Annotated in this window: 27 protein-coding genes and 1 pseudogene; 14 read left to right on the forward strand and 14 right to left on the reverse strand. The window is 72.1% G+C overall.

All coding sequences use genetic code 11. From position 1 onward, the window contains the following. Nucleotides 1-504: 504 nt before the first annotated feature. On the forward strand, nucleotides 505-1,092 hold the full coding sequence (locus ACFV3E_RS21295; protein WP_500536034.1) for a DUF461 domain-containing protein: 588 nt from the start codon (nucleotides 505-507) through the stop codon (nucleotides 1,090-1,092). A gap of 80 nt (nucleotides 1,093-1,172) precedes the next feature. Here the strand turns inward: ACFV3E_RS21295 and phoP are convergent, their stop codons facing one another. Together phoP and phoR are read right to left on the reverse strand one after the other, a co-directional pair. After that, the gene (gene phoP / locus ACFV3E_RS21300) at nucleotides 1,173-1,853 is read right to left on the reverse strand and encodes a two-component system response regulator PhoP (protein WP_475986601.1); all 681 of its coding nucleotides are present in this window, start codon (nucleotides 1,851-1,853) and stop codon (nucleotides 1,173-1,175) included. After that, nucleotides 1,850-3,130: a sensor histidine kinase gene (gene phoR, locus ACFV3E_RS21305; RefSeq protein WP_499513184.1), complete on the reverse strand. Its 1,281-nt coding sequence runs from the start codon at nucleotides 3,128-3,130 to the stop codon at nucleotides 1,850-1,852. Before phoR ends, phoP begins: the two co-directional genes overlap by 4 nt. 207 nt (nucleotides 3,131-3,337) lie before the next feature. Between phoR and phoU the strand changes: the two genes are divergently transcribed. Together phoU and ACFV3E_RS21315 are read left to right on the forward strand one after the other, a co-directional pair. Further along, complete coding sequence (phoU, locus tag ACFV3E_RS21310) at nucleotides 3,338-4,018, forward strand: phosphate signaling complex PhoU family protein (protein ID WP_499513183.1); 681 nt, start codon at nucleotides 3,338-3,340, stop codon at nucleotides 4,016-4,018. A 167-nt stretch (nucleotides 4,019-4,185) separates the two neighbouring features. After that, nucleotides 4,186-4,356 (forward strand): hypothetical protein, encoded by a 171-nt coding sequence (locus ACFV3E_RS21315; RefSeq protein WP_158689751.1) that lies wholly within the window; start codon nucleotides 4,186-4,188, stop codon nucleotides 4,354-4,356. 90 nt (nucleotides 4,357-4,446) lie between these two features. Here the strand turns inward: ACFV3E_RS21315 and ACFV3E_RS21320 are convergent, their stop codons facing one another. Next, nucleotides 4,447-4,926, reverse strand: coding sequence for a VOC family protein (locus ACFV3E_RS21320; protein WP_500536036.1), 480 nt, complete (start codon nucleotides 4,924-4,926; stop codon nucleotides 4,447-4,449). A gap of 181 nt (nucleotides 4,927-5,107) precedes the next feature. Between ACFV3E_RS21320 and ACFV3E_RS21325 the strand changes: the two genes are divergently transcribed. After that, a complete protein-coding gene (locus ACFV3E_RS21325; protein ID WP_500536038.1) occupies nucleotides 5,108-5,875 on the forward strand; it encodes a CDP-alcohol phosphatidyltransferase family protein in 768 nt (255 codons plus the stop codon). Here ACFV3E_RS21325 and ACFV3E_RS21330 read toward each other — a convergent pair. Both ACFV3E_RS21330 and ACFV3E_RS21335 read right to left on the reverse strand, forming a co-directional pair. After that, on the reverse strand, nucleotides 5,814-6,533 hold the full coding sequence (locus ACFV3E_RS21330) for a class I SAM-dependent methyltransferase (protein WP_500536039.1): 720 nt from the start codon (nucleotides 6,531-6,533) through the stop codon (nucleotides 5,814-5,816). The genes ACFV3E_RS21325 and ACFV3E_RS21330 overlap by 62 nt on opposite strands. Before the next feature lie 19 nt (nucleotides 6,534-6,552). After that, nucleotides 6,553-7,461, reverse strand: a complete 909-nt coding sequence (locus ACFV3E_RS21335; protein ID WP_500536041.1) for a hypothetical protein — start codon at nucleotides 7,459-7,461, stop codon at nucleotides 6,553-6,555. A gap of 103 nt (nucleotides 7,462-7,564) precedes the next feature. On the opposite strand from ACFV3E_RS21335, the gene ACFV3E_RS21340 reads away from it, so the two are divergent. After that, a complete protein-coding gene (locus tag ACFV3E_RS21340) occupies nucleotides 7,565-7,768 on the forward strand; it encodes a hypothetical protein (RefSeq protein ID WP_500536043.1) in 204 nt (67 codons plus the stop codon). A 26-nt stretch (nucleotides 7,769-7,794) separates the two neighbouring features. Here ACFV3E_RS21340 and ACFV3E_RS21345 read toward each other — a convergent pair whose 3' ends face one another. Both ACFV3E_RS21345 and ACFV3E_RS21350 read right to left on the reverse strand, forming a co-directional pair. Further along, a complete protein-coding gene (locus ACFV3E_RS21345; protein WP_500536044.1) occupies nucleotides 7,795-8,130 on the reverse strand; it encodes a DUF6087 family protein in 336 nt (111 codons plus the stop codon). A 74-nt stretch (nucleotides 8,131-8,204) separates the two neighbouring features. Beyond that, nucleotides 8,205-8,378, reverse strand: a complete 174-nt coding sequence (locus ACFV3E_RS21350; protein WP_500536045.1) for a hypothetical protein — start codon at nucleotides 8,376-8,378, stop codon at nucleotides 8,205-8,207. A 314-nt stretch (nucleotides 8,379-8,692) separates the two neighbouring features. On the opposite strand from ACFV3E_RS21350, the gene ACFV3E_RS21355 reads away from it, so the two are divergent. Then, entirely contained in the window at nucleotides 8,693-8,902 is a 210-nt protein-coding gene (locus ACFV3E_RS21355) for a hypothetical protein (RefSeq protein ID WP_500536047.1), read from the forward strand. Between the two features lie 1,213 nt (nucleotides 8,903-10,115). Here the strand turns inward: ACFV3E_RS21355 and ACFV3E_RS21360 are convergent. Further along, nucleotides 10,116-10,628: a hypothetical protein gene (locus ACFV3E_RS21360; protein ID WP_500536049.1), complete on the reverse strand. Its 513-nt coding sequence runs from the start codon at nucleotides 10,626-10,628 to the stop codon at nucleotides 10,116-10,118. 305 nt (nucleotides 10,629-10,933) lie between these two features. Between ACFV3E_RS21360 and ACFV3E_RS21365 the strand changes: the two are divergent. After that, nucleotides 10,934-11,146, forward strand: a pseudogene (locus ACFV3E_RS21365) (hypothetical protein); the annotation flags it as partial. Beyond that, nucleotides 11,100-11,375, forward strand: a complete 276-nt coding sequence (locus tag ACFV3E_RS21370; RefSeq protein WP_500536051.1) for a ribosomal protein L7/L12 — start codon at nucleotides 11,100-11,102, stop codon at nucleotides 11,373-11,375. The pseudogene ACFV3E_RS21365 and the gene ACFV3E_RS21370, both read left to right, overlap by 47 nt. Before the next feature lie 103 nt (nucleotides 11,376-11,478). On the opposite strand, the gene ACFV3E_RS21375 is transcribed toward ACFV3E_RS21370, so the two are convergent. Further along, nucleotides 11,479-12,240, reverse strand: a complete 762-nt coding sequence (locus ACFV3E_RS21375; protein WP_500536053.1) for a phosphoglyceromutase — start codon at nucleotides 12,238-12,240, stop codon at nucleotides 11,479-11,481. Between the two features lie 115 nt (nucleotides 12,241-12,355). Here ACFV3E_RS21375 and ACFV3E_RS21380 point away from each other — a divergent pair, with 115 nt between their 5' ends. Beyond that, nucleotides 12,356-13,666 carry an MDR family MFS transporter gene (locus ACFV3E_RS21380; protein ID WP_500536054.1) on the forward strand — a complete coding sequence of 437 codons (1,311 nt, stop codon included), beginning with the start codon at nucleotides 12,356-12,358 and terminating at the stop codon, nucleotides 13,664-13,666. A gap of 131 nt (nucleotides 13,667-13,797) precedes the next feature. Here the strand turns inward: ACFV3E_RS21380 and ACFV3E_RS21385 are convergent, their stop codons facing one another. Together ACFV3E_RS21385 and mshA are read right to left on the reverse strand one after the other, a co-directional pair. Next, nucleotides 13,798-14,313 (reverse strand): YbjN domain-containing protein, encoded by a 516-nt coding sequence (locus ACFV3E_RS21385; RefSeq protein ID WP_500367549.1) that lies wholly within the window; start codon nucleotides 14,311-14,313, stop codon nucleotides 13,798-13,800. Then, nucleotides 14,306-15,658, reverse strand: coding sequence for a D-inositol-3-phosphate glycosyltransferase (gene mshA / locus ACFV3E_RS21390; protein ID WP_500367551.1), 1,353 nt, complete (start codon nucleotides 15,656-15,658; stop codon nucleotides 14,306-14,308). The genes ACFV3E_RS21385 and mshA overlap by 8 nt, the downstream gene beginning before the upstream one ends. A 154-nt stretch (nucleotides 15,659-15,812) precedes the next feature. Here mshA and ACFV3E_RS21395 point away from each other — a divergent pair, with 154 nt between their 5' ends. The 3 genes from ACFV3E_RS21395 (at nucleotide 15,813) to ACFV3E_RS21405 (ending at nucleotide 19,489) form a co-directional block, all read left to right on the forward strand. Beyond that, nucleotides 15,813-16,613: a class I SAM-dependent methyltransferase gene (locus ACFV3E_RS21395; protein WP_500536055.1), complete on the forward strand. Its 801-nt coding sequence runs from the start codon at nucleotides 15,813-15,815 to the stop codon at nucleotides 16,611-16,613. A 264-nt stretch (nucleotides 16,614-16,877) separates the two neighbouring features. Beyond that, the gene (locus ACFV3E_RS21400; protein WP_500536056.1) at nucleotides 16,878-17,906 is read left to right on the forward strand and encodes a C40 family peptidase; all 1,029 of its coding nucleotides are present in this window, start codon (nucleotides 16,878-16,880) and stop codon (nucleotides 17,904-17,906) included. Between the two features lie 314 nt (nucleotides 17,907-18,220). Beyond that, the gene (locus ACFV3E_RS21405) at nucleotides 18,221-19,489 is read left to right on the forward strand and encodes a PP2C family protein-serine/threonine phosphatase (protein WP_500536057.1); all 1,269 of its coding nucleotides are present in this window, start codon (nucleotides 18,221-18,223) and stop codon (nucleotides 19,487-19,489) included. 42 nt (nucleotides 19,490-19,531) lie between these two features. On the opposite strand, the gene ACFV3E_RS21410 is transcribed toward ACFV3E_RS21405, so the two are convergent. The 3 genes from ACFV3E_RS21410 to ACFV3E_RS21420 form a co-directional block, all read right to left on the reverse strand. Further along, nucleotides 19,532-19,864 carry a DUF2516 family protein gene (locus ACFV3E_RS21410; protein WP_499513161.1) on the reverse strand — a complete coding sequence of 111 codons (333 nt, stop codon included), beginning with the start codon at nucleotides 19,862-19,864 and terminating at the stop codon, nucleotides 19,532-19,534. Between the two features lie 88 nt (nucleotides 19,865-19,952). After that, complete coding sequence (locus ACFV3E_RS21415; RefSeq protein ID WP_500367561.1) at nucleotides 19,953-20,585, reverse strand: hypothetical protein; 633 nt, start codon at nucleotides 20,583-20,585, stop codon at nucleotides 19,953-19,955. Nucleotides 20,586-20,661: 76 nt separating this feature from the next. Beyond that, nucleotides 20,662-21,156: a helix-turn-helix domain-containing protein gene (locus ACFV3E_RS21420; protein ID WP_500536058.1), complete on the reverse strand. Its 495-nt coding sequence runs from the start codon at nucleotides 21,154-21,156 to the stop codon at nucleotides 20,662-20,664. A 157-nt stretch (nucleotides 21,157-21,313) separates the two neighbouring features. Here ACFV3E_RS21420 and ACFV3E_RS21425 point away from each other — a divergent pair, with 157 nt between their 5' ends. Both ACFV3E_RS21425 and ACFV3E_RS21430 read left to right on the forward strand, forming a co-directional pair. Beyond that, on the forward strand, nucleotides 21,314-21,772 hold the full coding sequence (locus tag ACFV3E_RS21425; RefSeq protein ID WP_500536059.1) for a bacteriocin immunity protein: 459 nt from the start codon (nucleotides 21,314-21,316) through the stop codon (nucleotides 21,770-21,772). Between the two features lie 95 nt (nucleotides 21,773-21,867). Next, a complete protein-coding gene (locus ACFV3E_RS21430) occupies nucleotides 21,868-22,947 on the forward strand; it encodes a MerR family transcriptional regulator (RefSeq protein WP_500536060.1) in 1,080 nt (359 codons plus the stop codon). The last annotated feature ends 9 nt before the right edge of the window (nucleotides 22,948-22,956 follow it).

The raw sequence follows: 22,956 nt of genomic DNA on the forward strand, positions 1-22,956 counted from the left end.
GTGCTGCGGGAGGGGAGCGGAGGGCGGTATTCGCAGGTCGGAGTGGGTGTCGAGGGGCCCTGAAACGCCGCCGTTACACCCTTCGGAGGGCCAGGACAAGGGGAGGAACATCCCGATTTGTCGCTCTCTTGCGGGGGGTCTCTCGCTACTCCGTTCGGCCGCCACGGGCTTGATGTGATCCATTTTCGCACCACGCCGGATTTCCGTCCGGCGGATGAACGGTAAATGGATCTTGCCGGTGTGGCGGGAATCGTTCGGCGGAATCCCGTAATGGATTCCGCCGCGCCCGCGCCGTTCCGCCCGGAGCCCCGTGGAAGGCCTCCGGCGGCCCCCTGGAACGCCTCCCGGACACCCGGGTGGGTGAAGCCCCGGCCCGCCGGGGGGTGGCCCGGTGCGGGCGCACGAGACAGGCTCGGTAACCTAATCCAGCACCAGGTAACCCGTAAGTCCCGTACGTCCGTACCTCCGTACCTCCCGTACCCCGCCCAAGGAGATGCCGCCGCCGTGAGCAGCAGCCTTCGACGCGGCGCTCTCGCCGCCGCCCTTGCACTCTCGCTCGTCCCGCTCGCCGCCTGCGCTGCCGGGAACAGCGCGGAGACGCTGCGCGTCAGGCCGGACAACGCCGCGACCAGCGTCGGCGACATCGAGGTCCAGAACGTCGTCGTGCTCACCCAGGCCACCTCCGACGGTTCCTCGTCGGTGACGGCCAAGATCTTCAACAACGGCGACGAGTCGCAGACCCTGGACTCCGTGAAGGTCGGCTCCCTGGACGCCGACCTGTCCGGCCCGATCACCCTGCCCGGCCACAGCTCCGTGCTGCTCGGCGGTGACGGCAACCCGTCCGCCCTGTTCAAGGGCGGCTCCGCGAGCAAGACCGACGGCGACTTCAAGGACGTCGTCTTCGACTTCAGCAAGACCGGCGAGGTCTCCCTGCAGAGCCTCGCGCTGCCCGCCGCCGGCTACTACGCCTCCTTCGGGCCGAGCGAGAAGCCCTCGCCCACGAAGACCGCGAGCCCGGGCGAGTCGCCCGCCGAGGGCGCCACGGCCTCGCCGACCGAGACCGAGACGATCACCGAGTCGCCCGCCGGCTGAGCCGGCTGAGCACACCCCGGCACGCGAAGGGGCCCCGGGAGCACATCGCCCCCGGGGCCCCTTCCTGTCCGGTCACCGGTTTACGGCTCGAACTTGTAGCCCAGGCCGCGGACCGTCACCAGGTAGCGCGGCGCGCCCGGGTCGGGCTCGATCTTGGCGCGGAGGCGCTTGACGTGGACGTCGAGGGTCTTGGTGTCGCCGACGTAGTCGGCGCCCCAGACCCGGTCGATGAGCTGCATGCGGGTGAGGACGCGGCCCGCGTTGCGCAGCAGCATCTCCAGGAGGTCGAACTCCTTGAGCGGCAGGTCGACCTTGCCGCCGCCCACCGTCACGACGTGCCGGTCGACGTCCATGCGGACCGGGCCGGCCTCCAGCGCCGACGGCGAGATCTCCTCGGGCTCGCCGCGACGGCGCAGCACCGCCCGGATGCGGGCGACCAGCTCGCGGGAGGAGAAGGGCTTGGTGACGTAGTCGTCCGCTCCTATTTCGAGACCGACAACCTTGTCGATCTCGCTGTCCTTCGCGGTGACCATGATCACCGGGACGTTGGACTTCAGCCGCAGCTGGCGGCAGACCTCCGTGCCGGGCAGACCCGGCAGCATCAGGTCGAGCAGGACCAGGTCGGCGCCGTTGCGCTCGAACTCGTCCAGCCCGTCGGGCCCGGTCGCCGCGATGGCGACCTCGAAGCCTTCCTTGCGGAGCATGTACGACAGGGCATCACTGAAGGACTCTTCGTCCTCGACGACGAGTACTCGGGTCACGGGAGGACCTCCGGGGCGGGGATGTGATCGGGGAACGTCTCGTAGAGGGCGGAAGAGGACCCGGAGCCGGGCCCGCCGTCCTCCACCGCCACGGCGGTGGAGCGGTCCCGGCCGTCCCGGGACGCCGCGGCTTCGGGCAGCCGCAGGGTGAAGGTGGAGCCCTGGCCTTCGGCGCTCCACACCGTGACCTCCCCGCCGTGGGAGGCGGCCACGTGCTTGACGATGGACAGACCGAGGCCGGTGCCGCCCGTGGCGCGCGAGCGCGCCGGGTCGACCCGGTAGAACCGCTCGAAGACGCGGTCCCGGTCCTTCTCGGAGATGCCGATCCCCTGGTCGGTCACGGAGATCTCGATCAGGTCGCCACTGGGTGCGGCGACCCTGCGGCCCGCGATGCCCACGCGGGTGCGGACCGGGCTGTAGTTGACCGCGTTCTCGACGAGGTTGCCGAGCGCGGCCGCGAGCTGGCCACGGTTGCCCCAGATGTACAGCTCGGGGGCGCCGCCGGTGGCCATGGTGATCTGCTTGGCGTTCGCCGGGTGGCGGCAGCGGTCGACCGCCTCGGCGACGAGGTCGTCGACGGCGACCGGCTCGGCGTCGTCGAGGGGGTTGTCGTCCTGGACCCGGGAGAGGTCGATGATCTCCTGGACCAGGCTGGTCAGCCGGGCGGCCTCGATCTGCATCCGGCCCGCGAAGCGCTCGACGGCCTCGGGGTCGTCGCTGGCGTCCATCACCGCTTCGGAGAGCAGCGACAGCGCGCCGACCGGGGTCTTGAGCTCATGGCTCACGTTGGCGACGAAGTCGCGCCGCACCGCCTCGATGCGCCGGGCGTCGGTCAGGTCCTCGACCAGGAGCAGCACCAGGCGCGAGCCCAGTGGTGCCACCCGGGCGGAGACCGCGAGGCCCTCGCCGCGGCCGGCGCCCCGGCGCGGCAGGTCCAGTTCCACCTGCCGTATCTCGCCGTCCCGCCGGGTCTCCCGGGCCATCTGCAGCATCTGGTCGACGGCGAGCCTTCCGCCACGAACCAGCCCGAGGGCGTACGCCGCCGAGCTTGCCTTGACCACCGTGTCGCCCTCGTCGAGGACGACGGCCGACGAGCGCAGCACGGAAAGCACCGTGTCCACGCCCGGCGGTAGAACGGCTGCGGCGTCGGGCCGCAGGGATGTGCGCGTCGGGCGGGCCTGTTCCCGCTCGCTCCAGCGGAACGCGAGCACAGCGATCACACCGGTGCAGAGACCGGCGATCGCACTGGCTGCGGCGACTGCCGCGTTCACGTCCATACCCCCAGGTTAGGGGGACGGAATGAGTGACCCACAGCGGTCGGAGCGTCTTCTCGAACGCGCGTTGCCAAGAGTTCACCGTGGTGTCAGCACCGGTTCATTCCCGATGCTCGAGCGGTACGCGTGTGCGCGCGAGGTTGGGGAGCGTGTCAGCGTGGGAGGACAATCCTCTTTTCGAACGGCTGAAGCGGCAACGGAAGGATCGCGATGCGCGACGCATATCACGAGGAACTCGACTCGATCGGTGACGGCCTGGTCGACATGGCCCGGCTGGTCGGCTCCGCGATCGGGCGGGCCACCACGGCGCTGCTCGACGCGGACCTCAAGCTCGCGGAGAGCGTGATCGCCGCCGACGAGAAGGTGGACGACCTGCAGCGCGAGCTGGAGAACCGGGCCATCACTCTGCTCGCCCGCCAGCAGCCCGTCGCGACCGACCTGCGGATCGTCGTCACCAGCCTGCGCATGAGCGCGGACCTGGAGCGCTCCGGCGACCTCGCCCGCCATGTGGCGAAGCTCGCACGGCTGCGGTTCCCCAACACCGCCGTCCCGAGCGACCTGCACGCCACGATCCTGGAGATGGGCCAGCTGGCGCAGCGGCTGATGGCCAAGGCCGCCGAGGTGATCATCAGCAAGGACGTCGACGACGCCCTGCAGCTGGAGGCGGACGACGACCGCATGGACGAGCTGCACCGCACGCTCTTCCAGCACCTGCTCGACGACCGCTGGAAGCACGGCATCGAGACGGCCGTGGACGTCACCCTCGTCGGCCGTTACTACGAGCGCTTCGCCGACCACGCGGTCTCGGTCGCCAAGCGCGTCGTCTACCTCGTAACGGGCGAGCACGCGGACGAGCTGTCCCCGCCTCCCACCCCGATGCCGGCGGACTAGCAGCCGCAACAGCCGTACGGCGCGGCACGACCCGGCGCGCGGGGCGGGTGCGCCCCCGGGGCGGAACGCTTCCGCGCGCCGTTGATGCGCCGGTGGGGGATGTCGTTCACTGGTGGCAGGCATGCAGGCATGCAGGCAGCCGTCACCAACGGCATAGGAGGGTAACCATGCCCGAGTCCCCCACGTCGCCCACCGCCCGCGACCAGCCGTCCCCCGAGGGGACCCCGCAGTCCCCCGGCATCCGTGAGCTGCCGCTGCTCGGAGCGTGCGGCTGCGGTTCGGGCTGCGGATGCGGCTGCCAGTCCGGAGCGCCCTGCCGCTGCGGCGGCAGCTGCTGACTCCACCGAGTCCACGCCACCCGCGTTCCTCACGCTCGGGGGCCCGTCCGGTCGCTCCGGACGGGCCCCCGACGCCGTGTTCCCCCCGGGTCACCCGCCGTCGTACGCGCGCCGCAGCGCGGCGAGGTCCATCTTCTTCATGGACAGCATCGCCTCCGTGGCCCGCCTGGCCTTCTCCGGGTCGGCGTCCCCGACCATCTCCAGCAGCACCTCGGGGAACACCTGCCAGGACACCCCGTACCGGTCCTTCAGCCACCCGCAGGGGCCCTCCTCACCGCCGTCGGTGAGCTTCTCCCAGTAGTAGTCGACCTCGGCCTGGTCGGAGCAGCGGATCTGGAACGAGACCGCCTCGTTGAAGGTGAAGTGCGGACCGCCGTTCAGCGCCACGAACTTCTGCCCGTTGGCCGTGAACTCAACGGCCAGCACGGACCCCGCGGGGCCGGGCCCGGCCTCGTTGTACCGGCCGATCGTGCCGATCGCGGAGTTCTTGAAGATCGAGACGTAGTGGTTCGCCGCCTCCTCGGCCTTCCCGTCGAACCACAGGCACGTGGTGAATCCGTCGGTGGTCATCGCTGCCTCCTCCTGACGCATGGGCGCGTACGTCCTAAGGACGGTCCCGGCGGCGGAAACTCATCGGCGTACGGCCATGTGCCGGTTCGCCATCGCGGGGCCCCCGACGGGCGTCGCGGAGGCGTCCCCTAGCCTGTGCCGATCACCTCGGTGCGCGGTGATCAGTTGGGAGGAGATCGTCATGGTTGCTGCCCCGGCACTGGCGGAGCTGCGCGAGGTCTGCCAGCCGCAGGCGAAGCTGCGGAGCCGCAACGGCGAGCATTGGGCGGGCCGCCTCTACATGCGGCGCGTTTCGCTCCGCATGACCCGGCAACTGGTGCGGACCCGGATCTCCCCCGACACGCTGACCTGGACGATGGTCGTGTGCGGTGTCGGCGCGGGCGCCGCCCTTCTCATCCCCGGGCTCACCGGGGCCGTGCTGGCCGCCGTGCTCTTCCAGCTCTTCCTGCTCTTCGACTGCGTGGACGGCGAGGTCGCCCGCTGGAAGGGGCAGAACAGCGCGACCGGCATCTACGTCGACCGTCTCGGCGCCTACCTGGCCGACGCGGCACTGCTGACCGGGGCCGGTTTCCGGGTGGCCCACGACGGGTCCGCGTACTGGGCCTCGGTCGGCCTCGCGACGGCCCTGGGCGTCGTGCTGCTGAAGGCGTCCACCGACCTCGTCGACGTCGCCCGCGCCCGCCGGGGCCTGTCCGTCGCCGACGACGAGGCTGCCAGGCCCCGTTCCGAGGGCGTCGCCACCGTCCGCCGGCTCGCCTCCGCCCTCAAGATCCACCGCCTCACCAACGGCATCGAGGCCTCCCTCGTCCTCCTCGCCGCGGCCGTCGCGGACGCCCTGACCGGCAGTCCCGCCCCCACCGCTTGGACGCTCGCCGCGCTGGCGGTGATCACGTGGCTGATGGTGGTGGCCCACCTGGCATCGATCCTGTCGTCCTCGCGGCTGCGCTGACGCCGGGTTCGGTCGGCCGGGCCCTGGTCATCAGCAGGTGGCCCCTGCGGAAGCGTTCGTCCGGTCCGGGCTCCCGGAGCATGCGGCCGGTTTCGGTGAAGCCGGCGGCCGCCGCCAGGGCGGCGAGGTCGTCGATCGGCCACCGGTAGGCCGTCGTCACCTTGTGGTCGAACGCCTCGAGGGGGCCGCCGCCGGATTCGAAGAAGCCCAGCAGGAGATGGCCGCCCGGGGCCAGGGTCCGGCGGAACTCGTCGAAGTACGGGGGCAGTTCGGCGGGCGGTGTGTGGATGACGGAGTACCAGGACACGATGCCGTCCAGCTCGCCGTCGGCGACGTCGTCCAGGGCGTCCATCGAGCCGACGTCGAAGCGCAGTTCCGGATGCGCCTCGCGGGCGAGGCCGATCATCACCGGCGACAGGTCGACGCCGAAGGCCTCCAGCCCCAGGTCCCGCAGGTGCGCGGTGAGGTACCCCGGACCGCAGCCGAGGTCGGCGACGCTCCTCCCGCCGGCCGCCCGCACGGAGTCGGCGAAGGCCGCGATCATCGCGCGGTCCAGCGGGAGCGAGCCGAGCGAGTCGCGGAACAGTTCCGCGTAGAGGACGGCGACGGCGTCGTACGCGCCGGCCGTCGAGACGGGATGGGAGGAGGGGTCGGTCATGGGGCTCGACCCTGGACCCCTAGGAATCGGCGAACCAGGCACCGATGGACTCCCACTGGAAGGCGTCCCGCCAGGCGACACCGCCCGCCGTCCAGCCCTGAAGGGCCGCGACGACCTTCTCCGCGGACGCCGTTCGCGTCCGGTAGTGCTCGGCGGGGGCGCGGTCGCGGTACTCGAGCTGGTACGTGCCGTCGGGGCGGCGCCACACCTGGGCGTAGCACTGCTGGTCCGCGGCGCACTCCATGACCAGGTGCCCGTCACGCGGGAGGTTCAGCACCGCCTTCTCCAGCTCGGCGCCACGGGGGCTGTTGTCATCGAGGCGGTGACCGGGGTGCGCGAGAGGGTCGGTGTCCACGGGGTCTTCTCCTTCCGGTCGGACGGGCGGCAGTCCGCAAGCGTCGATCAGTTCGAAGAACAGGTCCTCCACGAACGGGTCCGCCCGTTTGGCGAGCACCTCGCGCAGCGTGTCACGGTCCGCGGTGAACCCGGCCTCGGCGGCCCAGCCGGCGATCTCCTCCGCGGTCCCCGGCACCTCCGCGAGCATCCAGCGGACGTTCCGCTCCTTCTCGCTCTCCCCCGGAGGCGCGTCGTCCACGGCCGGCGGCGACCCGGCGATCTCGTAGTCGGCGGCCATCTCCGGGTCGAGGAAGGCGGACCAGACCGCTCCGGAGGGCGTGAGGCCGCGTACGAGGCAGACGTCGCTGTCGAAGACGCTCGCGATCAGGACGGGCGAACCGGTCGCGGCCACCAGCCTCTCCAGCCATCGGTCGTCGTCGCTGTCCGGAAGCGAACGGTCGAATTGCAGCGTCTGCCAGCCCCCGGGACGCGGCACGCACACGTTCAGGTCGTCGGCGGACTCCTCGAACCCGCGCGTCCGCTCCAACGGCGCGTCACTCCGCGCCAGTACGAAATCGCCGGTGTACCCCATGGCTCCCTCCCCGAAGGCTGCCGCCGATGCTAGCGGCGGCCACCGACACCGCTCGGCGCGGCCGCTCTGCCCTGCTGCGGGGACAGCGACTTTCGGAGGGACCGTGACCGCACTGCCGGCGAGCGTGGACCGCGACATCCTCGATCACCGGATCATGTTCGCGGTGCGGACGATCCGGGAAACCCTGGGCTGCTCGATTCACGAGGCCATCGACGTGGTCGCCGTCCGGCACGAGGAACTGCGCCGGGAGCGCCCGGACGACTTCAGCTTCGGGCTCGAGGAGTTCGGCCGGGGCTTCTACTCCTGAGCGGCGGTGCGCGTGCCGAGGCCCGGCTATTCGTCCAGCAGTGCCCGCAGCCGTGCCTCCCGCCGGTCGGCGGCCGCAGCGGGAGGGGGCGGGACCGCGCGCTTTCCCCCGTCCGGGGGCCCGGCCTGCCGACCGCGCCGGGCCGCGTTCAGCAGGGCCCGGGCTTCCGCCAGGCCGGAGACCACGGCGACCGGTTGCCATGCGTAGCCGTCCCATTGCGAGATGAGACGTGGGGCGTCCGGATCCACGTGAGCGCCCCGTGGCGGCCCCGACGCAAGGGTGCCGGCACGAAGCCGGCCCTTCCTGCGTGCCTGCCGTTCCTCGCGGCGCTCCACCCATTGCTCCAGGGGCTCGTCCTCCATGCGCACAGCATGTCCCGGCAGGCCCCGGGACACCACAGCCGCGCGGAACCGAACCCGCCGGCGTTCGGCCTCCCCTAACCGCGCGGAGCGGGAACCTGCTTCCAGCCCTCGACGGACCGGGTCAGGAAGAACACCCGGTAGACGTCCCGCGTCCACACGCTCGCGCCGTCCCCGTACTCGTGAAGCTCCTCGAACGCCTCTTCCTCGGAGTCGTAGCTGTACTTCCGCCCCTTCGCGTCCCGGATCATCCACTCTCTGCCGGGCAACCCTGCAAGCCCCATCGCCATGGTGACGTCCCTCCCTCGATGTGACCGAGATCGTAGCCACATCCCGTCGGCCCCGGAGCGCCAACAGGCTCCTACTCGCGGAGAATCCGCAGGCAGGGGCTTGATCGGTAAGGGTTACTCCTTCTTCGTTCCAGGGCCTGTCCGACGGATCGCGTCATCGACCCCGCACCCGACAGCGCCGCCACCCGAATGGCGCAACATGACGTGCCACCCACATGGGTGAAGATCAAGCTGACCAGTGCCCCAACCGAGGCAGTGCGCGAAGGGGGAACCACATGCGCATTCGACGAATCCTCGCCGCCGTCATCGCCACGGCAGCCCTCACCGGACTCGGCCTCACAGGCGCCGCCACCGCCACCGCCGCACAGGGTGCCGCATCCTACGTCACCCCTTCCGAGTGCAAGGAGGGCGGCGGAACGCCCGCGATCAACGAAGAGGGCAGCTGCTGCAAGGGCGGTACGCACGACGGGGAGCAGGTCGACTAAACCCCACAAGGCGCCCCGCAGCCACGCGCCGCGGGGCGCTCCCGCGCGAGCGCAGCCGGGCGAATCGCAGGGACTGAGCCGACCCGTCGGGCACGCCAGGTCCGAGTCGGTCCGGAAGCACGCGGCGGGCGGGAGCTCCCGAACGGCGTCGCACGCGAGCGCAGCGAACTGCCAAGATTCGCGCGGCCGTAGGCCGCACCTCCTGTTACCGAGGCAAGAAGCCGGAGGTTCCTTGCCCGAGCTCGCGGAGGCGAGCGAGGTAGTCCTGAGCGGCAGGCTCGGCCGCCTATCGGTTCCTCAAGATCACACGGGCTCAGGTCCCAGGGAGGTCCCAGCCCGCGAAAATGCCCCCGATCCACACCGAAAGCGCAGATCAGGGGCATGATCACGAAATCCACTTGTTCTTGCCCCGGGTCTTGCCCGAGAAGTCGGCGACCTGCGTTTTCGCTGGTCCGAGCGGAGCCCCGCGGCGCCTGAGTGGGTGTCATTGGTCGTCGTTGGCCGCCGTTGAGCAACCTCGCACGGCCCAGAGTCGGCCCAGGGAGCCCGGCCCTCCGCCACGCCGCACCTTCTGATCCGTAGCTAGGGTCGAATCGGTCCACGGCGGTCATACCAGTCGCCGCAAGGCCACAGAGAGGTGGTGCGGGGCGGGCAAGGTCTCCATAGTTGCTGTACTTCCGTGCTGTACAGCTCGCCTTGACGCCGCGTTCTGGGTGCGCGTTCACGACGCAGCCGACGCTCATAGCCAGCGACCGCTCGGGGGGCGGATTCGGTCGGAAGAAGGCCTTGAGGTACTCGGGTTGCGGGCTAGGTGTTGCGGCTACGTTCGCGCCACTGGCGTCTCTTGTCCGCCGCGACTGCGCCCTCAGCGGTAGTCCTCCGGTACGCGGCCCGCTTCGCCAATTCGCGCCCACAAAGGATTCCCCACAGCGCGAGACTCGACGCCCCCAGGAAACGACTGATTGCATCGTCCTCGGAGGTCACGAATATTAGCTGCGGCACCATGATCACCAGGTACCAGACCGGATGGTTCTGCCATTTTGGTTTGTCCGTCACTCCTGCCCCTCCCACAAGGCGCACACTAGCCCGCCGCCTGGTGGCGGCTGCGCTGGGGGCTCGTCGACCGAGGGTGCCTAGGGCGCTCGATCAGTGGTGCGGCTGGTCGACGCTGTCTTCGCCTGTCACCATTGGCCAGCCTCGGACGGCCCGGCGTCTACGCAAGCGGCAACGTCATGTCATGCGGAAGCTCGCACTGATCGTGGTGCAGGTGCAGCCTGCGTAGGTCCTGGAGAGCGGCGACGGGATAGGGATACCTGATCCACTTGGCCATGTAGCCGTCTTCGCCATGTTCCTTCAGAACCTGTTGCGCGGTGGCGAGAACAACATGAGCCAACTCGCTGAGGGGCTTAGTGGCAGTCCATGCCAGGCGGCCGTCCGAGTCCGGCAGATCAGGGCTGATACCGACGTCGGGAAACGTGTAGATCGCAATGGCGACGTCGGCTCCTTCTCTCCGCAGAACCCACCGAACCTCCATCGGCTCGGAGTCGAAGAAGAACCGCTCCACATGGCTCACCCCGTAAAGCCCGCCAACACCAGACAAGAGATCTGCCAAGCCATCGGTGCAGTAGCTGACATAGAACGTGGCGTTCGCCGTTCCCTCGGCGATTCGACAGACGGCCCAACCGTTATCGCGCAAGTCCCACTCAAGCTGAAGACGGCCAGCCATCCGCCCCTCCCGTGATCGACAACTTGCACCGTACCGCCCGGTCGGCGCGTAGAGGCTTTGGGCTGGAGCTGCCGTGGGGCGGGAGATCGGGGCCCGTACGCTGGCCGCGAATCGGGCTGGCTCCTCGCCTGCCCGCAATAGCCCGATGTGGGCCCCGAGATTCGGGGCTCGCCCCATGGTGCCTGCGTAGAGCCGCGGAGCCGACCGCCCCAGCCACAGCGGGGTTCTCCTCGGCAACCCTCCGCCGTCTGGCGGGCGGCCGGACGCGGGCCGCGCGCCCGGCGGAGCGTGAGCGACGACGGGACGGCCACTCGGACCCTGGGCTGACGCTCCGGGTGTACGCACACCTCCTGCCGTCGAGCCAGGAGCGCACTCGAAAAGCCGTGGCCGCCGTCTTCGACGCCACCGAATTGACGCGACGCAGCACTTCAGGGCTCGTAGGCTCCGAGCCGGAGAGAGGTGGGGGGAGCGATGACGGACGAGTACGTGGAGCTGGTGTGCGACGACGTGCCTCATGACGCGGTGCTCACCGATCCGGGCGTCCGCGTGCTGGATGTCGCGCAGGTCGTGCGTCGGCTGAAGGGGCTGAGCCTCTGGCACAGCAAGGTTCTGGTGACGCAGGTTCCCGCCGCGATTCTCGCCGGCGTGCCCGAGGAAGACGCTGCGGCAGCCGTCTCGGCCCTCCGCGAGGTGGGAGCACAGGCGGAGACGAGAGAACGGCCGGATCCGGAGTTCCTGAAGGACTGAGCACGGCCCGATCAACCGGCTGACGGCCCAGAGACGGCCCCGGAGCAGCAACAAGCCCCCTCCCCGCGGAGAAACCGCAGGCAGGGGGCTTGATCGTGTCTGATTACTTCTTCTTGCCCTGGTTCTTCACGGCCTCGATCGCCGCCGCGGCCGCCTCGGGGTCGAGGTAGCGGCCGCCCGCCGTGACGGGGCGGAAGTCGGCGTCGAGCTCGTAGGCGAGCGGGATGCCGGTGGGGATGTTCAGGCCCGCGATGTCGGCGTCGGAGATGCCGTCGAGGTGCTTGACGAGGGCGCGCAGGCTGTTGCCGTGGGCGGCGACCAGGACGGTGCGGCCGGTGAGGAGGTCGGGGACGATGCCGTCGTACCAGTACGGCAGCATGCGGTCGACGACGTCCTTCAGGCACTCGGTGCGCGGGCGCAGCTCCGGCGGGATGGAGGCGTAGCGCGGGTCGTCGCTCTGGGAGAACTCGCTGCCGTCCTCGATCGGCGGCGGCGGGGTGTCGTAGGAGCGGCGCCAGAGCATGAACTGCTCCTCGCCGAACTCGGCGAGGGTCTGCGCCTTGTCCTTGCCCTGGAGGGCGCCGTAGTGGCGCTCGTTGAGGCGCCAGCTGCGGTGGACGGGGATCCAGTGCCGGTCGGCGGCCTCGAGGGCCAGCTGCGCGGTGCGGATCGCGCGCTTCTGGAGGGATGTGTGGACGACATCGGGGAGGAGTCCGGCGTCCTTCAGCAGCTCGCCGCCCCGGACCGCCTCCTTCTCGCCCTTTTCGTTCAGGTTGACGTCAACCCAGCCAGTGAAGAGGTTCTTAGCGTTCCACTCGCTCTCGCCGTGGCGGAGGAGGATCAGCTTGTACGGAGCTTCAGCCATGGCAAGGAGTCTAAGAGAAAACCCTTTGGTGCCCTCCGGAGGGCCGATGTAAGCTGCGCAGGCCATCCTGGCCCATTACGCCTACGACGCCCCGACGCCGCGAGGAGCAGCCGCCGTGCCCGATGTCAGACGTGCCGTACGGGAGACCGTCTCGGGACTCCCCCGGACCTTCTGGTGGCTGTGGACCAGCACACTGGTCAACCGGCTCGGCGGCTTCGTCGTCACCTTCCTCGCGCTCTACCTCACCCTCGACCGGGGCTACTCCGCCACCTACGCCGGTCTCGTCGCGTCCCTGTACGGCCTCGGCGGCGCCGTCGGCGCGGTCGTCGGCGGGGTGCTGACCGACCGGCTGGGGCGGCGCTCGACGATGCTGCTGGCGCAGGTCGCGGCCGCGGCCGGCACGGCGACGCTGGCCTTCATGGACGGGCAGGCGGAGATCGCGGGGGTGGCCACCGTGATCGGCGTGGCGAGCAGCGCGTCGCGGCCCGCGGTGCAGGCGATGATGGCGGACGTGGTGCCCGCCGCGGACCGGGTGCGGGCGTTCTCGCTCAACTACTGGGCCATCAACATCGGCTTCGCCGTCTCCTCGGCGGCGGCCGGCCTCATCGCCTCGCAGGGCTACCTCTGGCTCTTCCTCGGCGACGCGTTCATGACGGTGCTCTGCGCGCTGGTGATCTACGCCAAGGTGCCGGAGTCCATGCCGGGCCGGGAGCCCGCGAGCCCGGGGCGGTCCGCCGGGGCGGCCAGGGCGGCCGGAGCGGCCGGGGACGGGAAGTCGCGGGTCGGCCTCGGGGTCGTCCTGCGCGACCAGCGCTTCATGTGGTTCGTCGCGCTGACGTTCCTGCTGGGCACGGTCACCCAGCAGGGTTCGACGACGCTCTCGGTCGACATGGGCCGCCAGGGCTTCTCCGCGAGCCAGTACGGCCTGATCATCGGGCTCAACGGCCTGCTGATCGTGCTCCTGCAGATCCCGCTCACCCGGCTCGTCGAGCAACGGAGCGTGGCGGCGCTGCTCACCGCCGGCACGCTGCTGATGGGCTGGGGCTTCGGGCTCACCGCCTTCGCCGGTTCGGTCCCCTTCTACGCGCTGACGGTGGCGGTGTGGACGATCGGCGAGATCCTGCACGCGCCGGCCTCGATGTCGCTGGTCGCCGACCTGGCGCCGGCCCACGCCCGGGGGCGCTACCAGGGCATGTACTCGCTCGCCTGGCCCGCGGCGTCCTTCGCCGGGCCGCTGCTGGGCGGCGTGGCGCTGGACCGGTGGGGCGGCGGCGTGGTGTGGGGTGCCTGCGCCGTGGTCGGCACGGTCGCCGGCGCCGGCTACTGGCTGCTGCTGCGGGAGCGCGGGGCGCAGGCCGAGCCGGTGGAGGCGGTGCCGCCGGCCCCGGTACGGATACCGGAGCCGGAGCCGACGGCGGACTGCTAGCGCGGGAGGCGCAGGGCGCGCTGCGCCTCGTACAGCGCGAGGCGCGCCCCGTACAGCGGTCCCGCCGACGCGTCGCCGCCGTGGGAGCCGTCGTGGTCGAAGACCCCGGTGACGCTCAGGCGGCGGTGACGCTACTCGGCACGCTTGCCGGCCTTGCCGATCAGATGGGTGAACGCGTCGAGGTTGCGCGTGGACTCGCCCCGCGCGGTCCGCCATGCGTGCTCCTTGCGGATCGCGTCGGCGAAGCCGAGTTCCAGCAGCGTGTTGAAGCTGCCGTCCGCGTTCTCGAGGACGGCGCCCAGCAGCCGGTCGACCTCCTCGGGCGTCACCGCGACCAGCGGCAGCCGGCCGGAGAGGTAGACGTCGCCGAGCGCGTCGATGGCGTAGGCCACGCCGTACAGCCGGGTGTTGCGCTCCAGGAGCCAGCGGTAGAACGCCTCGTGGTTCTCGTCGGGGCGGCGCACGACGAAGGCGTTGACCGTCAGGGTGTGCCGTCCCACGGCCAGGGCGACGGTGGTGGACAGCTTGCGCGTGCCGGGGAGCTTGACGACGTACTCGCCCCCGGCGCCGGTCTCCCAGCCGAGTTCCGCGTCCTCCAGTGCCCGCTCGACCGCCGCGCGCGCCGCCGTCTGCTCCCGCTCACCCATGCGGCGATCGTAGGCGACGCCGCCGCTCGGCCATCGCACCCGCGTACACCTCGGCGGTCCTGGTGGCCGCCGCGTCCCAGCCGAAGCACCCCGCGTGCCGGGCGGCGGCCCCGCCCATGGCGGGCACCAGCTCCGGGTGCTCGACGAAGCGGCGCAGGGCGCGCGCGTAGTCGGCCGGGTCGTGGCCCGCGACGAGGAAGCCGGTCTCGCCGTCCTTCACGGCCACCGGCAGTCCGCCGACCGAGGCCGCCACCACCGGCGTGCCGCAGGCCTGCGCCTCGATGGCGACCAGCCCGAACGACTCGCTGTACGAGGGCATGACCAGCACGGACGCGGCCCGGTACCAGTCCGCGAGCCGGTCCTGGGCGACCGGCGGCTGGAAGCGCACGAGGTCGGAGATGCCGAGCCGGGCGGCGAGCTTCTGCAGGCGCTCGGGCTTGGCCAGGCCGCTGCCGCTCGGCCCGCCGACGACCGGGACGACGAGGCGGTCGCGCAGCGACGGGTCCTCCGCCAGCAGGATCGCCGCGGCGCGCAGCAGGATGTCCGGCGCCTTGAGGGGCTGTATCCGGCCGGCGAAGAGCGGGATCACCGCGTCCTGCGGCAGGCCGAGGCGCGCGCGGGCCCCGGCGCGGCCGCCGTGGGCGTCCGGCCGGAAGCGGTCCAGGTTCACCCCGGGGTGGACGACGGCGACCTTGCCGGGGTCGGCCTCGTAGTGCCGGATGAGTTCGTCCGACTCCTCGGCGGTGTTGGCGATCAGCCGGTCGGCGGCGTTGACGATCTGCGTCTCGCCGATGACCCGGGCCGTGGGCTCGGGGGTGTCGCCCTCGGCGAGCGCCGCGTTCTTGACCTTGGCCATGGTGTGCATGGCGTGGACGAGCGGGACGCCCCAGCGCTCGGCGGCGAGCCAGCCGACGTGGCCGGAGAGCCAGTAGTGCGAGTGCACCAGGTCGTAGTGGCCCTGCCGGTGGCTGGCCTCGGCGTGCATCACGCCGTGGGTGAAGGCGCACAGCTGCGCGGGAAGGTCCTCCTTGGCCAGGCCCTCGTACGGGCCGGCGTCCACGTGCCGCACCAGGACCCCGGGGGCCAGCTCGACCGTGGGCGGCAGGGCGGCCGTGGTGGCGCGGGTGAAGATCTCGACCTCCACGCCGGGGCCCTCCGCGAGCCGCTTGGCCAGCTCGACGATGTAGACGTTCATACCGCCCGCGTCCCCGGTGCCGGGCTGGTGGAGGGGCGAGGTGTGCACGCTGAGCATGGCCACGCGCCGCGGACGGCGTCCACCGACGCCATGGCGGCGCAACCGGCGATGGGCACCACCGGCCAGGACCTTCGCCACGTACTGGCTCACGTCGCGTCCTCCACTTCTGCGACGGGCGGCCGAGCGGAGGCCGCCCCTGAACGGTGACAACCAGTGGAAGGCCTAGATCCATTTCCGCTTTGCCAAAGCGTGACCGTCGACACGGCCCGGATCCGGCGCCCGCGGGCTCGCATAGGCTCGGCGCATGCGCGCGACACGGCCGGTCGGAGAGGTGACCCGGGGGACGACCAACCCCAACCGGCTGCGCCGCATGGACCGCTGGATCGCGGCGCGGCACGGACCCGCGCTGCGGCGCAGCGACGACCCACTCGCCGTGGACCTGGGCTACGGCGCCGCTCCCTGGACGGCCCTGGAGCTGCTGGGAAGGCTGCGCACCGCGCGCCCCGACGCCGAGGTCGTCGGCATCGAGATCGACCCGGCCCGGGTGGCCGCCGCCCGGCCGTACGCCCGTGAGGGGCTCTCCTTCGCGCACGGCGGATTCGAAGTGCCCCTCCCGGACGGCCGCAGGCCGGCCCTGATCCGGGCGGCGAACGTGCTGCGGCAGTACGACGAGGAGCGCGTCGCCGAGGTGTGGACGCGCCTGCGGTCCCGGCTCGCGCCGGACGGGCTGCTGGTGGAGGGCACCTGCGACGAGATCGGCCGCCGCCACGTGTGGGTGGCGCTCGGCCCCGAGGGCCCGCGCACGGTGACCTTCGCCACCCGGCTCGGCTCGCTGGAGCGCCCCTCCGACCTGGCGGAGCGGCTGCCCAAGGCGCTGATCCACCGCAATGTGCCGGGCGAGCCCGTGCACGCGTTCCTCACCGACTTCGACCGCGCGTGGGCGGCCGCCGCGCCCTTCGCCTCCCTGGGCGCCCGGCAGCGCTGGATCCGCACGGTGCGCAGCCTGGCGGGCCCGGGCGGCTGGCCCGTCACCGACACCCCGTCCCGCTGGCGCCAGGGCGAGGTGACCGTCCGCTGGGAGGCCCTGGCCCCGGCACCGGACTGATCCCCGCGGCCGCGGTCGCCACGCCGCCCGGACGGTGCGCGGGACCCGTGTCGGATCCGTACACGACGACGCGGGCACCCCGCCGGACCGGGCCGATCGCGCCCGCCGACGGCAGCCGTCCACAGCCACCGAACACGTCCCGGGCCGGGCCGACATGGCGCCGGAGGGCGATGCACAGGCCCGCGGCTCTGGCCGATTCGCCTCTTCCGTGGCACCATCCACAGCCATGTGACGGACCGTCAGATACGCTGCGGAGGTGCCCGCATGAAGCGTACGGCCTGCCTGGCCTGTGCCGCGCTGCTGCTCCTCGCCGCCCCCGTGCCGGTCGCGCACGCCGATCCGCCCCGCCCGCCCCGTACGCTCCGGGACGTACGGGCCGAGGTCGGCACCCTCTACCGGCAGGCCGAACGCGCCACCGACACCTACAACGCCGCGCACGAACGGGTCCTCGCCCAGCAGAAGGAGATCGTCGCACTCGCCCGCGTCATCGACCGGGAGCGGATCCGGCTGCGCACCCTGACCGCCCAGGCGGGCGCGCTCGCCCGCGCCCAGTACCGCGGCGGCGGCATCGGCCCCGGGCTCGACCTGCTGCTCAGCGACGACCCGGACGCCTTCCTGGACGGGCTCACCCTCGCCGACCGGGGCGCCCAGGCCGCCGACACCACGATCGAGCAGCTGCGCACCACCACGGGGGAGCTGGGCGCCTACGCCCACTCCGCCACCGTCGCCTGGGAGCGCCTCATGGCCGACCAGAAGGAGGCGGCCGACGCCGAGCGGGAGGTCACCGCGCGTCTGACCCGGGCGAAGCGCCTGCTCGCCGGCCTGGAGGCCCGGGAGCGGGCACGGCTGGAACGGCTGGAGGACGAGGCCGCCTACCGTTCCCAGGTCGCCTGGCTGCGCACCGACGCCGCCACCCGCCTGCGCCGCGACGCCGCGGGCGCCACACGGCAGGGCGCCGCCGCGGTCGCCTTCGCCGCGGCGCAGATCGGCAAGCCCTACGGATGGGGGGCGGACGGCCCGGCCGCGTACGACTGCTCGGCGCTGACCCGGGCCGCCTGGCGCGCCGGCGGGGTCGGCATCCCGCGCACCTCGCAGGAGCAGTGGCGGCTCCTGCCGCACGTCCCCGTGGCGGCGATGCGCCCGGGCGACCTGGTCGTCTACTTCGACGACGCCAGCCATGTCGGCATCTACGTGGGCGACGGCGCCATCGTCCACGCGCCGCGCCCCGGGCGGCGGATCACGATGGCGGGGGCAGGGTCGATGCCCGTCCTCGGCGTCGTGCGCCCCGGATGACCGCACGCGGCCGTGCCGGGCGGCCCGGTGGGCTGCCGCCGCGCTGTGACCTGCGTCCTGTGACCCCGGCCGCGTGACCCGTACCACCCCGCGTCCGAGCAAACGTGACGTTGGTCATGCCCGCTTCGTCCCTCCGCGGCCGAAATCCCCAGCTCAGAACCGCATATGACACGGGCGGTTTACCAACAGGGCCTCCCCCGCCGCCGGGCGCTACCGCTATGGTCGCCCTTCAGTGTTCTCGGAGCTGAGCAACCGATCCGACCGATCCGACCGCTCCGGGACGTTGCCCTCGGGGGGAGGGAAGGAATTGTCCGATGTCGCCGATGTCCGCGACCGAGCGGCGCACCGACCAGTACGCCGCCGTGCCGGGGCCGCGCCAGGAAACCATCCTGGCCGACGGCCGGACCTCCCCTGCCCTGACCCTGCTCGTCATCGGTGAGGACCCGGTCGGTGCCTTCACCGTCCCCGACCTGCTGGACGTCTCCGGCACACGGGTCCGCATCCGCCGCGCCCGCAACCTGACCGAGGCCGAGCGGCTCCTCAGGGACGACGTCAACTGCATCCTGCTGGAGCTGTCCGCCCCCGCCGCCGAGGGCGTCTCCGACGGGCTGGACAGCCTGCGGCAGCTCCTGCGGCTCGCCCCGCGCACCGCCGTGCTGGTGCTGACCGCCGGCACGGACACCGACGCCGAGCGCGCCGCCGAGGCCGTCCGCGTCGGCGCCCAGGACCATCTGACCCCGGCCGACCTGGACCCGTCCCACCTGACCCGGGCCATCCGCTACGCCGTGGAGCGCAAGCGCGCCGACGTCGCCCAGCGCCAGCTGACCGAGACCCGGCTGCTCGCCCAGGAGAACTCGCGGCTGGAACGCGGGCTGCTCCCCACGCCGCTGCTCCACGACGCCGACCTGCGCTTCGCCGCCCGCTACCGGCCCGGCCGCAGCCGGGCCCTGCTCGGCGGCGACTTCTACGACACCGTCCGCACTCCGGACGGCACCGTGCACGCGATGATCGGCGACGTCTGCGGCCACGGCCCGGACGAGGCCGCCCTCGGCGTCGAGCTGCGCATCGCCTGGCGCGCGCTGACGCTGGCCGGACTGTGCGGGGCCGCCCTGCTGGGCACCCTGCAGGAGGTCCTGGAGCACGAGCGGTCCGACGACGAGATCTTCGCGACCCTCTGCCAGGTCGACATCAGCCCGGACGGCCGCGCCGCCGACCTCTGGCTGGCCGGTCACCCGGCGCCGCTGGTGTCGCTGTCCGGGATGGCACCGCAGCTGCTGCCGTACGAGCACGGCGGCCCGGCGCTCGGGCTGCTGCCCCAGCGGGACTGCTGGGAGGGCGCGCGCTTCGAGCTGGGCGAGGCGTGGAGCCTGATGCTCTACACCGACGGGCTCATCGAGGGCCGGATCGGCCTGGGCGCGCAGCGGCTGGGCCAGGACGGCATGGTCGAGCTGGTCGGGCGGCAGCTGTCCGCCGGACTCGCCGGCGAGGAGCTGCTGGACGCGGCCATGACGGAGGTACGGGAGCTCAACGGCGGGGAGCTGACGGACGACGTCGCCCTCATGCTCCTGGAGTCGGGCGCCTGATCCGCGGGCCCGGCCGGTCCGCCGGCCGGGGGGAACTCCGCCTCAGCGGTTGAAGGGGCCGTACGGGCCGTCGCTGCTGCTGCCACCGCCGCGCCGCCGCGGACCGGACACCTGCTTGAGGGCGGGACGCACGTCCACCGTGTAGACGATCACCGCGATCAGGCCGATGACCGGCAGGAACGACATGATCGGCAGGATCGCGATCAGCGCCGCCGCCACGGCGAGGATGATCAGCCAGAAGGCCTTGGTCTTCTTGTCCGCCGCCCGGTAGGCGTCCTCACGCCGGATGGCCGCGTCGACCAGCGCGAACAGCGCGAAGACCAGCAGGGCGATGGAGATCCAGCCCAGCAAGTTGTAGAAGCCCTGCACCAGCATTGCCGTCCACCTCCGTCATCGGCTCCCACCGTACCGGCACAACGAGCCGGGCACGCCGCGCGTGCCCGGCCCGTGATGTTCCGGCCGCTCAGGAAGCGGGCTTGCCCGGCGTCGCGGGCTTCTTGGCCACGGGGGCCTTCTTGACCGGGGCCTTCTTCGCCTGGCTGTCCTGCACCGGCGCCGGGGCCGGGGCCGGGGCCGGAGCCGGGGAAGGAGCCGGGGCGGGCTTGATGTCCGCGACCGGCGCCTGACGCGCGGCCGGGACGGGCTCGGGCTCGATCGCGACCGCGATGTCCTCGACCTGGTCGGCGGCCTCGCCGCGCCAGGTCGCGACCGCGTCCTTGCCGCGCTCGGCCAGGCCGTCGTAGGCCTCCTTGGCGCGGACCGCGTACTCGGCGGCACGGCCCACCTGCTGCAGCGCGAAGTCCTGCGCGGAGTCACGCAGCTTGCGCAGGTCGCCGTCGATGGTGCCCAGGAGCTCGTTGACCTTGGCCTGCGCCTTGGTCTGGGCGTCCTTGGCCTGCGCGGTCACCTTCTCCTGCACGGCCTTGGGGTCGGTGCCGCGGATCTTCTCGATCCGCTCGGGGGCCTCGGCGCGGATCTTCTCGATCAGCGGCGGGACCTCCTTGAGCTTCTCGGCCGCGAGGTCCGCGGTCCCGGCCAGCGCGTACAGCGGGGTCGGGTCCTTGAGGGTCTTGACGATGTCTTCGGTGATCGCCATGAGGGTTTCTCCCGTTTGAGGATGGTGGCGTGTACGTCTGTTCAGTCGCTCGTTCCGCGCGACCGGGCGCAGCCGGTCACCCGGCGGCCGCGGCGTCGTCGCCGCTGCCCGGTCCGGCCGGTCCGGACGCGTTCGGCTTCAGCACGGCGACAGCCTTCTTCGCCGCTTTCTTCGCCACGTGCTCGCGCGGCGCGGCGGGCTGCTCGTCAAGAGCTTCCTCCACTGCGGCGTTCTCCTTGCGGAACGACTCGTAGATCTGCAGGAGGACTTGCTTCTGCTTCTCGTTGATCGCCGTGTCGGCCAGGATGGCGGTCCGCACCTCCATCCCTCCGCCCTGGTCCCGCTCGTCGAGGATCCCCGCCTGCACGTACAGGGTCTCGGCGGAGATGCGCAGCGCCCTGGCGAGCTGCTGCAGGATCTCGGCACTGGGCTTGCGCAGCCCGCGCTCGATCTGGCTGAGGTAGGGGTTGGACACCCCCGCGGCGTCGGCGAGCTGACGCAGGGACAGCTGCGCGTTGCGGCGCTGCTCCCGCAGGTACTCGCCGAGGGTGCCGACGTTCAGTGAAGCCATGCCTCCGAGGATGCCGCGCGGTGCTAACTTTTGCAAGCAAGGTGCTTGCAAAAGTCTCGTTACGGCGATGTGACATCCCCCGCACGGCCCAGCCGGCCGCGGCGAACCCATGACGCCGCCCGGGCCCGCTGTCGGCCCCGGCGCGCATAATGCCGCGGTGGACCTGCGCGCCGAACTGCTCCCGCCGCCCGTCAGCCCGGAACGACTGGCGGAGGTCGCGCGTGAGATCGAGCGCATCGCGGACCTGGCCGGGTCCGGCGAACCGGCGGAGAAGGCCGTGGCCGCCTTCAACGAGCGCACGGGCCATGCGTACCTGTCGTCCGTCTTCGCCTGGTACGACGCGTCGCGCGGCCTGGAGGAGTTCGCCCGGGAGGCCGCCCGGCCCGCCCGGCCGCGGGTGGCGGACATCACGCGCGAGGAACTCGTCGAGATCGTCCGTCGTGTCGACGCCGACCCGGCCGGCGAGGACACCGACTACTACCTGCGACTCTTCGACTGCAACACCCCGCACCCCCGGGCCTGCGACCTGCTCTTCCACCCGCCGGCCGGCCTCGAGGACGCCCCGCCCGGGCGGATCGTCGACGCCGCGCTCGCCTACCGGCCGATCGCCCTGTGAACCGGGCCCCGGTGGCCGGTTGACCTTGCCCCTGGGGCAGGCCACAGCATCGAAGCGGCCGGGCGGCGTGCCCGGCCCGAGGGAGGGAGCCCGCCATGGACTCGCTGACGATCGGGGCGTTCGCGAAGGCGTCCCGGCTGTCACCGAAGGCGCTGCGGCTGTACGACGAGCTGGGGCTGCTGACGCCCGCGCGGGTCGATCCGCTGACCGGCTACCGCCACTACGCGCCCGCCCAGCTGGAGCGCGCCCGGCTCGTGGCGTGGCTGCGGCGCCTGGGTATGCCGCTGGCCCGCATACGTGAGGTGTGCGCGCTGGACGCGCCCGCCGCCGCGCGGGAGATCCGGGCGTACTGGGCGCAGGTCGAGGCCGCGCACGGCGCGCGGCGGGACCTGGCCGCCTTCCTCGTCGATCACCTGTCCCGGAAGGACTCCGTTGTGAACGACGCGAACGACGCGAACCGCTCCCTGGAACTGCGCTACGCCGCCCTGTCCGACGCCGGCCTGGTCCGCCCCGGCAACCAGGACACCGCCTACGCCGGCGCCCGGCTGCTGGCGGTGGCCGACGGCTTCGGGGGCGAGGGGGCGCCGGCGGGCGCCGCCGCCGTCGACGCGCTGAAGGAGCTCGACGCCGCTGCCGCCCCCGGCGGTCTGCTGGACCTGCTGCAGGACGCCCTGGACCGGGCCGACGAGACCGTGCGCGGCTTCGCGGACTCGGGCACCACGCTCACCGCGCTGCTGTGGTCCGGGGAGCGGCTGGCCCTCGTCCACATCGGGGACTCACGGGCGTACCTGCTGCGCGACGGCGAGCTGTTCCGGATCACGCACGACCACACGATGGTGCAGTCGATGGTGGACGAGGGCCGGCTGACCGAGGCCGAGGCCGCCTCGCACCCCCAGCGGTCGCTGCTCGTACGGGCGTTGGGTTCCGGCACCCGCCCCGCCGGGCGCCTGCCCGACCTGCGGCTGCACGACCCGCGCCCCGGCGACCGCTACCTGCTGTGCACGGACGGCCTGTCCACCGTCGTCCCGGACGACGAGCTGCGCCGGGTACTCGCCTCCGGCGCCGGCCCCGGGGAGACGGTGCGCACGCTGGTCGGGCTGGCCAACGCCGCCGGCGGTCCGGACAACGTCAGTTGCGCGGTCGCCGATGTACAGGAGAGGTCCGCGGCGGCATAGTCCTCGCCC

Origin of the sequence: Streptomyces sp. NPDC059718 (assembly GCF_042733315.1) — a bacterium.
Taxonomy (GTDB): domain Bacteria; phylum Actinomycetota; class Actinomycetes; order Streptomycetales; family Streptomycetaceae; genus Actinacidiphila.

Excerpts from the sequence above, each read along its gene's own strand:
- ACFV3E_RS21325 (WP_500536038.1), top strand. The coding sequence starts at position 5,108 with ATGGTTGCTGCCCCGGCACTGGCGGAGCTGCGCGAGGTCTGCCAGCCG.
- ACFV3E_RS21320 (WP_500536036.1), bottom strand. The coding sequence starts at position 4,926 with ATGACCACCGACGGATTCACCACGTGCCTGTGGTTCGACGGGAAGGCC.
- ACFV3E_RS21410 (WP_499513161.1), bottom strand. The coding sequence starts at position 19,864 with ATGCTGGTGCAGGGCTTCTACAACTTGCTGGGCTGGATCTCCATCGCC.
- ACFV3E_RS21345 (WP_500536044.1), bottom strand. The coding sequence starts at position 8,130 with ATGGAGGACGAGCCCCTGGAGCAATGGGTGGAGCGCCGCGAGGAACGG.
- ACFV3E_RS21350 (WP_500536045.1), bottom strand. The coding sequence starts at position 8,378 with ATGATCCGGGACGCGAAGGGGCGGAAGTACAGCTACGACTCCGAGGAA.
- phoR (WP_499513184.1), bottom strand. The coding sequence starts at position 3,130 with ATGGACGTGAACGCGGCAGTCGCCGCAGCCAGTGCGATCGCCGGTCTC.
- ACFV3E_RS21315 (WP_158689751.1), top strand. The coding sequence starts at position 4,186 with ATGCCCGAGTCCCCCACGTCGCCCACCGCCCGCGACCAGCCGTCCCCC.
- ACFV3E_RS21330 (WP_500536039.1), bottom strand. The coding sequence starts at position 6,533 with ATGACCGACCCCTCCTCCCATCCCGTCTCGACGGCCGGCGCGTACGAC.
- ACFV3E_RS21415 (WP_500367561.1), bottom strand. The coding sequence starts at position 20,585 with ATGGCGATCACCGAAGACATCGTCAAGACCCTCAAGGACCCGACCCCG.
- ACFV3E_RS21400 (WP_500536056.1), top strand. The coding sequence starts at position 16,878 with ATGAAGCGTACGGCCTGCCTGGCCTGTGCCGCGCTGCTGCTCCTCGCC.
- ACFV3E_RS21405 (WP_500536057.1), top strand. The coding sequence starts at position 18,221 with ATGTCGCCGATGTCCGCGACCGAGCGGCGCACCGACCAGTACGCCGCC.
- ACFV3E_RS21385 (WP_500367549.1), bottom strand. The coding sequence starts at position 14,313 with ATGGGTGAGCGGGAGCAGACGGCGGCGCGCGCGGCGGTCGAGCGGGCA.
- ACFV3E_RS21335 (WP_500536041.1), bottom strand. The coding sequence starts at position 7,461 with ATGGGGTACACCGGCGATTTCGTACTGGCGCGGAGTGACGCGCCGTTG.
- ACFV3E_RS21355 (WP_500536047.1), top strand. The coding sequence starts at position 8,693 with ATGCGCATTCGACGAATCCTCGCCGCCGTCATCGCCACGGCAGCCCTC.
- ACFV3E_RS21360 (WP_500536049.1), bottom strand. The coding sequence starts at position 10,628 with ATGGCTGGCCGTCTTCAGCTTGAGTGGGACTTGCGCGATAACGGTTGG.
- phoU (WP_499513183.1), top strand. The coding sequence starts at position 3,338 with ATGCGCGACGCATATCACGAGGAACTCGACTCGATCGGTGACGGCCTG.
- ACFV3E_RS21395 (WP_500536055.1), top strand. The coding sequence starts at position 15,813 with ATGCGCGCGACACGGCCGGTCGGAGAGGTGACCCGGGGGACGACCAAC.
- ACFV3E_RS21430 (WP_500536060.1), top strand. The coding sequence starts at position 21,868 with ATGGACTCGCTGACGATCGGGGCGTTCGCGAAGGCGTCCCGGCTGTCA.
- ACFV3E_RS21420 (WP_500536058.1), bottom strand. The coding sequence starts at position 21,156 with ATGGCTTCACTGAACGTCGGCACCCTCGGCGAGTACCTGCGGGAGCAG.
- ACFV3E_RS21370 (WP_500536051.1), top strand. The coding sequence starts at position 11,100 with ATGACGGACGAGTACGTGGAGCTGGTGTGCGACGACGTGCCTCATGAC.
- ACFV3E_RS21375 (WP_500536053.1), bottom strand. The coding sequence starts at position 12,240 with ATGGCTGAAGCTCCGTACAAGCTGATCCTCCTCCGCCACGGCGAGAGC.